The following is a 10,830-nucleotide window of genomic DNA, read 5'->3' on the forward strand; positions in this document are numbered from 1 at the left end:
ATCGATTCTGACGATTGTCTGGATCAGAACGCCATATCCAGTCTGCCCGGGCAGGTTTATTCGCCGATCTTGACTGAAATCTTTCCGCTGTTATCAGCCAGTTCGTGCCAGTGGTCGCGACATCGGAGAAACAGCTTTCCACTCGCGGGCGCTTGAAAACGGTCTGCTTCACCCAGTTCGAATGCTTCACTCAACTTGTATTCCTCATCTTCGTTTTCATACAGGACGACCCCCATCAAAGTACCACTCCCGGAATCATCCCCACTGGCAGTCACGTTCTTACTTTCCGTGGCAGTGTTCCACTCTCCCACTGTTGAAATCTGATATTCCTGCCCCTCTTCCACAAGCACCCGGGAGGCCTGCCAGCCCTGGTTTGCTAAGATTTTGGAAGTCAGCGGACGTACCGAATTAGGTTTACGAAACTTGGTTTTCCAGTCCCACTGACACAGATCACAGCGATACCCCTGATCAAAGTGTCTCAGGAAGAACAGATATTCGAATGAAATCTCGCGGTCCATCGATCCATAAGTCTGATTGAAGGAGACCGGCTTATTCATCAGCAAACCAAGTCCCAGCGGCCGAAACCGCGCGGCATAATTTGGATTTGTTGCCAGTAAATGACACAACGCCCACCGCCAGCAGTAATTCTGCCAGGAATCCCCGGTTGTTTCTCTGGAATTGACGATCTCGTTCAGGCTTTTAGGTTCACTCCGCTTGATATAATCAATCACATATTGCTCACAGGTAACGGCCAGTGGTTGGCCTTTTCGGGGCACCACTTTCCAGTTATTTCCCATCTCGGCCATGCCTTCACTGTACCAGACTGGCCCTGTACGACCGAAAGTTTGTGCGCAATAGGCGTGCACGGCTTCGTGCTGAGGCGTTCCGTTGCCCGCGGTTGCATACACAATCGATTTAGCAGCCACAATCTGTCCCCCCCGATACGTGGTGCGACTCATCGTGACGCCACCTCCCCCCTCAACCGACTGCATCCCCGCCGGATGCAGACTCCCCGCAGGCCAGTTCGCCAGATCCTTCACCACGTAGCATTCAATCACAGTCCGATTTGGACTCGCCCAGTAGGTCGAAATGATGACCAGCATTTTTTCCAGGCGTTCCAGTAAATCTTTTGCGTCCTCAGCCGACAAATCGGTATGGATCAGAAAATTTTTGGAGCGGTAATCTGCTGGCGCAGCGGGAGAGGCAGGCCGCTGGTTCACCGCACGTCGATTTCCCTGGGCAGAGAGACTGCCAACAGAAACGGTTACCAGAAACGTAAACACCAGCACCGACCGGAAACACAATGAATTGATGATTTTTGCTGCTGACTCCACAGACAGTTTCCTCCTTGTTGATTCAGCCCGGCATTGGATTTACAGAAATGTTGATTGCAGAAGACGTGGTTGATTGCAGCAGATGATGTGCGAAAACAATTGTACCACGCTTCATACCAGAAACAAATTATAATTGTCGAAACAGGCAAGCTCATATCCCGTACGCTTGATATGTCACCGTTCCCACTTTACCCTGAATGAACAGTTTTTAAAGAATGTTTAGTTTGTTCGTCATTTGCACTCATTAAGTGAGAGGTCTTCTCCATGAAATATCTAACGCAGATTCGCCTCGGATTTCTACCGCTCCTGCTCTGCAGCCTCTTTCTGGTAAACCCCGTCCGAAGTTCAGCATCTGAAGCGCTTTGGAAAGCCGCTTCGGTCAGCGTCGTGATTACGCCGGAAGAAAACCTCTGGATGGCCGGTTACGGCGGACGTACCGCCCCCGCGGACGGCAAAATCCACGATCTCTGGATGAAAGTCCTGGTCATCGAAGCCCATGACGGTCATCGAGGGGTGATTGTTTCGACCGATACCCTGGGGATTCCCCAGTCAATCTACAACAATGTCTGTGCGGCACTGAAAGAGAAATACAAGCTGGAGCGCAGCCAGATCATGCTGAACAGTTCGCACACTCACTGCGGGCCAGTACTCCGCGGTGCCCTGCATGACATCTATCCACTGACCCCCGAACACATCAAACAGATCGAAAACTATTCAACAAAACTGGAACAACAACTGGTCGACGCTGTCGGAAAAGCCATCAAAGCGCTTCAACCAGCGACTCTTTGGTCAGGTACGGGACTTACCAGTTTCGCTGTCAACCGCCGCAATAATATTGAATCGGAAGTGCCCGGGCTCAGAAAAGCACACGATCTCAAAGGGCCCGTGGACCACAGTGTCCCCGTACTCGCTGTCAAAGACAAAGACGGAAAACTCAAAACCATCGTCTTTGGTTATGCCTGCCACAATACGACACTGAGTTTCCAGAAGTGGTGTGGAGACTATGCCGGTTTCGCGCAATACGATGTGGAAGCCATGTTTCCCGGCGTCACTGCCATGTTTTATATGGGTGGTGGTGCGGACCAGAATCCACTGCCCCGCCGCACACAGGAACTGGCAGAATCCTATGGCTCACGACTGGCACATGCGGTCGCCGATACGGTGAGACTCCCCATGGTCGAACTCGATCCTGAACTGAAAACCGAAATCGAAATCACCGACATTAAGCTGGGAGATGCCCCCACGAAAGCAGAGCTCGAAAAAATCGCTGCTGGAAATCCGAACTCCTATGTCACCCGTTGGGGAACTCGACTGCTCAAGCAGCTCAACTCCGGAAAACCTTTCATTACATCTTATCCTTTCCCGGTCCAGGTCTGGCAGTTGGGAAAGACCCAGCTCTGGATCACCATTGGAGGCGAGGTCGTCGTCGATTATTCTCTGGGGATGAAAAAAGAGTTCGGCCCCAACACCTGGGTCGCCGGCTACTGTAATGATGTGATGGCTTACACCCCTTCACTACGGGTCCTGGAAGAAGATGTCCCCCCACGTAAATCATCCCGCTGGGGCTATGAAGGGAACACATCCATGATGGTCTATGGATTACCCGCCCACCGCTGGTCAGACGAAATCGAAGATAAAATCGTCGAGAGTGCCCGCAGACAGGTCAAAAAGGTCCGCAATGGAAAATAGCACTCTACTTCGCTAAAATAGCTGCTTCGACCCTGATTATGACTGCTGGATGACAGCTTCTGAGGATGTTTTGCGTTTTTAAGCGCCAGCCGTTTGTCGCGCGGGAACCGAAGTCCTAGAATGCTATATATTCAGATCTATTAAGCAACTTAAATCGACACAGGTTCTCTGTGGGAATCTGAAATCAATTTTTGACAATATTAACGTAGTACTGAGGAGAGAGTAATGGCTTCCGGAAATCCTTTTGGCGCGGAAGGTCAATTAAAGGCAGCTGGTAGTGAATTCACTTATTACCGCTTGCAGAAACTGATTGATGATGGCATCGGCAATATCGAAGCACTTCCCTATTCCATCCGCGTGCTGCTCGAATCCTGTCTGCGAAACGTGGATGGCTTCGTGGTCAACGAATCCGACGTCACGAATCTCGCCAACTGGAGTGCGGAATCACCCAATCCCGTCGAAGTCCCCTTTAAACCAGGCCGCGTCGTCCTGCAGGACTTTACCGGCGTGCCCGCTGTTGTCGATCTGGCTGCCCTCCGCAGTGCCATGGTCCGCCTCGGCGGTGATCCCCAGAAAATTAATCCACTGGTACCTTGTGACCTCGTCATTGACCACTCGGTACAGGTCGATGAATTCGCAACCCGACTCTCCCTGCAACACAATGTTGAAAAAGAATTCGAACGCAACCAGGAACGCTACCAGTTTCTCCGCTGGGGTCAGCAGGCTCTAGATAACTTTGGCGTCGTCCCTCCTGCCACCGGCATCGTGCATCAGGTCAACCTCGAGTACCTGGCTAAAGTCGTACTTACCAAAGATGGCGTTGCCTATCCGGACAGCCTGGTGGGAACCGACAGCCACACCACGATGATCAACGGCCTGGGCGTCGTTGGCTGGGGGGTTGGTGGGATCGAAGCCGAAGCCGTCATGCTCGGTCAGCCGATTTACATGCTGACACCCGAAGTCGTCGGCTTCCGATTGAGCGGCAAACTTCCCCCTGCTGCGACAGCCACTGACCTCGTGCTCCGTATCGTGCAGATGCTTCGCGAACACGGTGTTGTCGGCAAGTTCGTTGAGTTCTATGGTCCCGGCCTGTCCAACATGAGCCTGGCAGACCGTGCCACCATCGCCAACATGGCGCCCGAATACGGGGCCACCATCGGCTTCTTCCCTGTAGACGATGAAACGCTGAACTACATGCGCCGTACAGGGCGTACCGAGGCGGAAGTCGATCTGGTCGAACGTTACTACAAAGAACAGGGCATGTTCCGCACGGACAGTTCTCCCGAACCCAAATTCACCAGCAAACTCGAACTCGATATTTCGACCATTGAGGTCTCGCTGGCCGGGCCGAAACGTCCTCAGGACCGTATCGCTCTGACCGATATGAAATCACACTGGCACTGCGACCTCAGCAAAACATTTGGCAAGCAGGACCCCTCAGATACCAGTGTTGCCGTTGAATATAACGACCAGAACTTCAATCTGAAAGATGGCTCGGTTGTGATCGCCGCCATCACCAGCTGTACCAATACCAGTAACCCTTCCGTCATGATCGGTGCAGGTCTGCTGGCGAAGAAAGCTGCAGAAAAAGGGCTGACACGTAAACCATGGGTCAAAACCAGCCTGGCCCCCGGAAGCCGTGTTGTGACTGACTACCTGGAAAAAGCAGGCCTGACCCCTTACCTGGATCAGCTTGGTTTTAATCTGGTCGGTTATGGCTGCACTACCTGTATCGGCAACAGTGGTCCGCTGCCCGCCCCCATTTCCAAAGCCATCAACGAAAACGACATCGTCGCGGCAGCCGTCCTGTCCGGTAACCGAAACTTCGAAGGACGCATCAGCCCCGATGTACGAGCCAACTACCTCGCCAGTCCGCCACTCGTGGTTGCCTATGCGATCGCAGGCACGACGGACATCGACCTCAGCACGGAGCCACTGGGACAGGATCAGGACGGTAACAATGTCTTTCTGAAAGATGTCTGGCCTTCTCAGGAAGAAGTCAACGCGACAATGGAATCGTCCATCAATCCGGAAATGTTCCGCTATGAGTATGGCAAAGCCACCGAAGGGTCTCCCGAATGGCAGGCCATCAATGGCGGGGACGGAGACATTTTTGCCTGGGATGAACACAGTACCTACATTCAGGAACCACCCTTCTTCGTCGACATGCCCGCTACACCGGCTCCCATCAGCTCGATCAATGACGCGCGGGTTCTGGTTTCGGTAGGCGACTCGGTCACCACCGACCACATCTCACCCGCCGGTGCCATCAAAGCAGATTCCCCCGCCGGGAAATACCTGCAGGAAAACGGCATCACGCCGGAAAACTTCAACAGCTACGGCAGCCGCCGTGGTAACGACCGGGTGATGACCCGCGGGACTTTCGCGAACATTCGCCTCAGCAACCTGCTGGCTCCCGGGACCAGCGGCGGTGTGACGACTTACCTGCCAACCGGCGAGCAGACTTCCATCTACGAAGCCTCGCTCCAATACAAAGAAGCCGGTACTCCACTGGTCGTTCTGGCCGGCGGCGATTACGGCATGGGTTCCTCACGCGACTGGGCTGCCAAAGGAACATTCCTGCTGGGCATCAAAGCCGTCATTGCAACTTCGTTTGAGCGAATTCACCGTTCCAACCTGGTCGGCATGGGCGTACTGCCTCTGCAGTTCCGCGATGGAGAAAGCCGCGAAGAACTGGGACTCGATGGCACCGAAACATTCGACATCGAACTGGATAACAACCTGAAACCAGGACAGGCTATCCGCGTCACTGCAACCAAGGAGAACGGAACTCAAGTTCTGTTTACCGTCCAGTGTCGTATTGATACTCCCGTCGAAGTCGAATACTACCGCAATGGTGGAATTCTGCACAAAGTACTTCGTGATCTGGCAACGTCCTGAGTTGATGGAGACTGCGTTTGAAGCCGATCTGATTGTCGAGGATTACCTGGACGGTGCCCGCATCGATCGGTTTCTCAGTCGTCATTTCAGAAATTACTCGACCCATCGTCTGCAGCGCATCGTACAGGCGGGCTTTGCTAAAGTGAATGGCATCCCCGCTGATCCGCTGCAGCGCGTATTTCGAGGTCAGCAGATCAGTATCCGACTGCCGGAACCGCCCGATAAAACATACGATCCAGAACGACTGCCTCTGGAAGTTCTGTATGAAGACGCATGGCTGATCATCATCAATAAACCACCGGGTATGATTGCGCATCCCGCAGGAAACATCCTCTCAGGCACAGTCGCTAACGCCCTGCAGTATTATCTGGATCAGCAAACCTGTGTTCCCAGCCTGCTGCGGCCGGGCATAGTGCATCGTCTCGACCAGTTCACCAGCGGGATCCTGATCATCGCCAAAGAGCATCTGGGACACCGGAGCCTTTCGATTCAATTCCAGCAGAACCGGGTCAGCAAATCTTACCTGGCGATTGTCCGCGATCAGCCGGAACAGGATGCATTTGAAAACAGCGACGCCATCGGCGAACATCCCACCCAGGCAGGCGTCTGCATGACCACTCATCCACAGGCGCTGCGGGCCAAAGCAGCGTTTACCCGTTTTGAAGTCGTGGAACGTCTCCCCGGGCACTCACTGATTCGCGCATTTCCCAAAACCGGACGTCTGCATCAGATCCGCGTGCATCTGGCCGAACTGGGATTTCCCATCATCGCCGACGACTTTTATGGTAATGATGCCAGGCTGCTTGATGACCGCACGCTGATCACCAGGCAGGCGTTACATGCCGAGCAGATTGAGTTCGCGCACCCCGTTACCAATTTGCGGATGAAAATGTCCGCCGGAGTACCAGCTGATTTTGACCTGGCACTCCAGCGGATACGGAGCGCCTGGAGTGTATAACAACCATTTCGCATAGTGACCGTCACACTATGTTCCTCAATTCATATCGTCTCACACAGGTTAAACTTCTACGGTTTCCTCTTCATCCAGTTCGGCTGGTTGATCTTCCAGTTTGTGCAGTTCAACGTCACTACTGAATTTGGTGAGCTTCGATTCTTCAAACAGACGATCCAGGCTCATTTTCTCAAACGCATCGAAGGCGGCCACTTTGTAACATTCTGCCATCGTCGGGTAGTTGAAGACCGCGTTTCGGAAATATTCGATTGTTCCACCAAAGGACATGACCGTCTGCCCGATGTGCACAATCTCCGTAGCGGCTTCGCCAATCACATGGATGCCCAGAATCTTTAATGTTTCCCGATGGAACAAAATCTTCAGCATCCCTTCGCGGTCGCCGGAGATCTGTCCCCGCGCGATTTCCCGGTAACGGGCCGCTCCTACTTCATAAGGAATATGCGCATCGGTTAACTGCTGCTCAGTTTTGCCGATCATCGAAATTTCAGGGATCGTAAATAAACCATAGGGCATAATATCGAACGCTTCAAACGGTTCATTGAAGGCATTACAGACGACACGCCGTCCCTGTTCCATCGACACACTGGCCAGCGCCGGAAAACCGACGATATCACCAGCCCCGTAGATGTGTGGCACCCAGGTCTGATGCTCTTCGTTACACCACAGTCGACCGCGTTCATCTGGCTCCAGACCGGCTGCCTGAAAATTCAGTTCGTCTGCATCGCCCACACGTCCCACTGTGTACAACACCGAATCTGCCACCAGGCGTTTGCCACTTTCCGTCTGGACTGCTGCCATCGTATCGGAAAACCGCTCGATGCCGACTACTTCTTCTCCCATCCGGAAGATCATTCCCAGGGAACGGGCATGATGGATCAGCGCGTCAATAATCTCTCGATCACAAAACTCCAGCAGACGTTCGCGACCATCCAGTACCGTCACTTCCACACCCAGCGTCGCAAACATGATGGCGTATTCGATACCGATCACACCACCACCCACAACGATCATCGAACGCGGAATCTCCTTCAGATCAATAATTTCATCCGAATCGAAAATCGTCTGGCCATCAAAGGGGATGTGTGGCGGACGGGAGGGCTTGGTCCCGGTTGCGACCAGGATATAATCGCCATACAGCTGTTTCCGCCCTGTTTCACAGTCGACTTCCACTTCATGCGGACCGACGAATTTGGCTTCACCAATAAATACTTCCACACCGTTCCGCTCCAGCTGATCATGAATGATTTCCAGTTCATGTTCTGCCACATCGGCTAGTTTCAAGCGCAGATCCTGCATTGTGATCCGACGTTTGCGACGGTACCACTTGCTGTAGACATCCCGGTGGCGATAACCGGTCAGATACAATATCGCTTCACGCATGGTCTTGGACGGAATCGTTCCTTTATGCAGGCAGACGCCCCCCATGCCACGAAAGTTGCGTTCAATAATGGCAACCCGCTTCCCCAGTTTCGAAGCGGCAATCGCAGCCTTCTGGCCGGCGGGACCACTTCCTATTATTACTATGTCGTATTTCATCGGATCACTCTCAATGCGTCAGACTCTCTTCCCGGAAACGGCTCTCTTGCGCCGCATGTCAAAATGAGAAGACTGGCTGAACTTTTCTACGTAAACGGACACCTCTAACTTCGGAATACTGGTCGTCTGACGAAGATAGAAACATTGAAGCAATCAATGAAACAGGCTATTTTGCGTGTAACTTGACGGTTATACTGATATTACCAGCAACATGGATCTGGAATGCCTCTCAGGGGAGAATCACAACGCAGCAACCTCGGCGTAACCGGTTCTTCTCTCAGCTGACTCGCGATAAGGAATTTCGATGAATCACCACACCCGAAAAATCTGGAATGTTCCAGAACACGAACATACCCCTATTGAAGTATTTCAAAACCGGAAACTATACCGCCGGGAATTCCTGCAGCGCATGGGAACAGGCCTGGGCATTGCCGGGCTTGCGGGCTTGCTCACGGGCTGTGAACAGGCGACCAAAGAAGAAATCGAACAGGCGGGAGCGACTACGCCTGTACCGCAACAAGACAGTTCGATTTACCCGGCGGAGCGGAATCCTGCTTTCAAATACGGGCGACCGGAAACAGAAGACATTGAAGCGGAAAAATTCACCAACTTCTACGAGTTCACGGGTCCCACTTCTAAACAGGCCTGGAAATATGTAGAAAACTTTAAAACGGCTCCCTGGTCAGTCACTGTGGAAGGCGAATGCGAAAAGCCCCGTACCTTTGATCTGGATGACCTGTTCAAAGAATTGAAATTTGAAGAACGCGCCTATCGGCATCGCTGTGTCGAGACCTGGGCAATGTGCGTGCCCTGGACCGGTTTCCCTCTGGCTAGTCTGCTGAAACTGGTAGAGCCAAAAGCGTCAGCGAAATATGTCGCCTTTGAAACCTTCAACAAACCCAAACAGGCCCCCTATATGGAATCCAGCGGCGCAGGAACCTGGCCGTGGCCTTATACGGAAGGGTTGACGATGCCTGAAGCGATGAATGATCTGGCCTTCATTGCCACCGGCCTGTATGGCGCACCTTTACTCAAACAGAATGGCGCCCCGATTCGACTGGTGGTCCCCTGGAAGTATGGTTTCAAGTCGGGCAAATCCATCGTAAAAATCAGACTCACTAAAGACCAGCCGGCGACGTTCTGGAATACCGTCAACCCTGAAGAATACGGATTTGTCGCGAATGTAGAACCCGACGTACCCCATCCCCGCTGGAGCCAGCGCACGGAATGGATGCTGGGAACCGAAAAACGCTACGACACCCAACCATTTAACGGCTATGGCGAATATGTCGCCAGCCTGTATACAGGCTGAAAAGCAGAGTTTGAAGATAAAAAAAGCCCCGGTAGCATTCATACTACCGGGGCTTTCATTTAATCTCAGTCAGATGCTCATTCAGAATTAGTCATCAGAGCTGAACATCATAACGATCCGCAGTACGTACCAGAACAGTGTGGCAACAGAGGCAAACAAAGCCAGTGAAGCAGACACATACTGATCGGTCGAATATTGATGCAGGATATTTGATGTTTCATACAGAATGAAACCGCTCATCAGCAGCACCATGGCAGCAGAGAACCAGAGTCCCAGCGAGACCCCGAAAAACGCAGCACCGATGGCGATGCCAATCGCAGCCATCAGAGCAATTGACAGCCCGCCCCCCAGATAGGAGAAATTCGCGCCGGTTGCTAAAACATAAGCCGTCAGTCCTCCAAAAATACAGAGGGTAATGATCGCCGCGATCGGGATCACTGTCGGGTCTGACATTGAACTTGCATAAAAGAGGATCGGCACGAAAATGATCGCTTCCGCCAGGGTATAAAGCCCGAGCCCAGCATACTGCGTCCCCAGTGATTTGGCGCTTGATGCCATGGAACTGGCAATCCAGCTGGCTCCCAGGAAGGCAATCAGAATGATCCAGGGGCTGACAGTGAATAGTCCCAGTATAGGTCGCATTAAGGCGGGGGTACTGAAAATGATAAATTCCAGTCCCATGAAAACAAAAATCGCACCGGCAAGGTGCATGTAGGTCTTGCGGATAAATGCGGCGCGCTCGGAAGCAATTGCGTCAATGGCAAAGACGCCGCCGCCAGCCGTTGTATCCTGGTCATAATAATCAGGAGTGTAGTTATTCATTGACAGGTTTCTCCAAGTGAGTGAGAAGAGATGTTCCAGACGAACATCGTTTGGGTCATCAGTTTGATCAGTCTGCTGTCACCACGTTTACATCCGCAGCTGGCAGGCAGGATAATTATAGGTCTCGGTGCACATAATTCAAGTACAGCCGGGTACTCTTTATATTACAGTTAATTTATCAGGCGCTTTTATTCTCCCACTGGGTACAGCACTTTCGTTATTGCGGGCAATTTGTTCTGATATCTCATACGTAAGTACGTAAG

At 52.4% G+C, this 10,830-nt stretch carries 7 protein-coding genes; 4 read left to right on the top strand and 3 right to left on the bottom strand.

The window, feature by feature from the left end:
- Positions 1 to 56 precede the first annotated feature (56 nt).
- Positions 57 to 1,334, bottom strand: a complete 1,278-nt coding sequence (locus tag Pan161_RS11005) for a hypothetical protein (RefSeq protein WP_145226734.1) — start codon at positions 1,332 to 1,334, stop codon at positions 57 to 59.
- A gap of 264 nt (positions 1,335 to 1,598) precedes the next feature.
- Here Pan161_RS11005 and Pan161_RS11010 point away from each other — a divergent pair, with 264 nt between their 5' ends.
- From Pan161_RS11010 to Pan161_RS11020, 3 genes are all read left to right on the top strand, one after another.
- Positions 1,599 to 3,023 (top strand): neutral/alkaline non-lysosomal ceramidase N-terminal domain-containing protein, encoded by a 1,425-nt coding sequence (locus Pan161_RS11010; protein ID WP_145226736.1) that lies wholly within the window; start codon positions 1,599 to 1,601, stop codon positions 3,021 to 3,023.
- 225 nt (positions 3,024 to 3,248) lie between these two features.
- A complete protein-coding gene (gene acnA, locus Pan161_RS11015; RefSeq protein WP_145226738.1) occupies positions 3,249 to 5,924 on the top strand; it encodes an aconitate hydratase AcnA in 2,676 nt (891 codons plus the stop codon).
- On the top strand, positions 5,905 to 6,882 hold the full coding sequence (locus Pan161_RS11020; RefSeq protein WP_197995829.1) for an RluA family pseudouridine synthase: 978 nt from the start codon (positions 5,905 to 5,907) through the stop codon (positions 6,880 to 6,882). The genes acnA and Pan161_RS11020 overlap by 20 nt, the downstream gene beginning before the upstream one ends.
- Before the next feature lie 60 nt (positions 6,883 to 6,942).
- On the opposite strand, the gene sthA is transcribed toward Pan161_RS11020, so the two are convergent.
- Positions 6,943 to 8,433, bottom strand: coding sequence for a Si-specific NAD(P)(+) transhydrogenase (gene sthA, locus Pan161_RS11025; protein ID WP_145226742.1), 1,491 nt, complete (start codon positions 8,431 to 8,433; stop codon positions 6,943 to 6,945).
- A gap of 304 nt (positions 8,434 to 8,737) precedes the next feature.
- Between sthA and msrP the strand changes: the two genes are divergently transcribed.
- Entirely contained in the window at positions 8,738 to 9,745 is a 1,008-nt protein-coding gene (gene msrP, locus Pan161_RS11030) for a protein-methionine-sulfoxide reductase catalytic subunit MsrP (protein WP_145226744.1), read from the top strand.
- An 87-nt stretch (positions 9,746 to 9,832) separates the two neighbouring features.
- Here msrP and Pan161_RS11035 read toward each other — a convergent pair whose 3' ends face one another.
- On the bottom strand, positions 9,833 to 10,567 hold the full coding sequence (locus tag Pan161_RS11035; protein WP_145226746.1) for a Bax inhibitor-1/YccA family protein: 735 nt from the start codon (positions 10,565 to 10,567) through the stop codon (positions 9,833 to 9,835).
- Positions 10,568 to 10,830 lie beyond the last annotated feature (263 nt).

Origin of the sequence: Gimesia algae (assembly GCF_007746795.1) — a bacterium.
Taxonomy (GTDB): Bacteria; Planctomycetota; Planctomycetia; order Planctomycetales; family Planctomycetaceae; genus Gimesia; species Gimesia algae.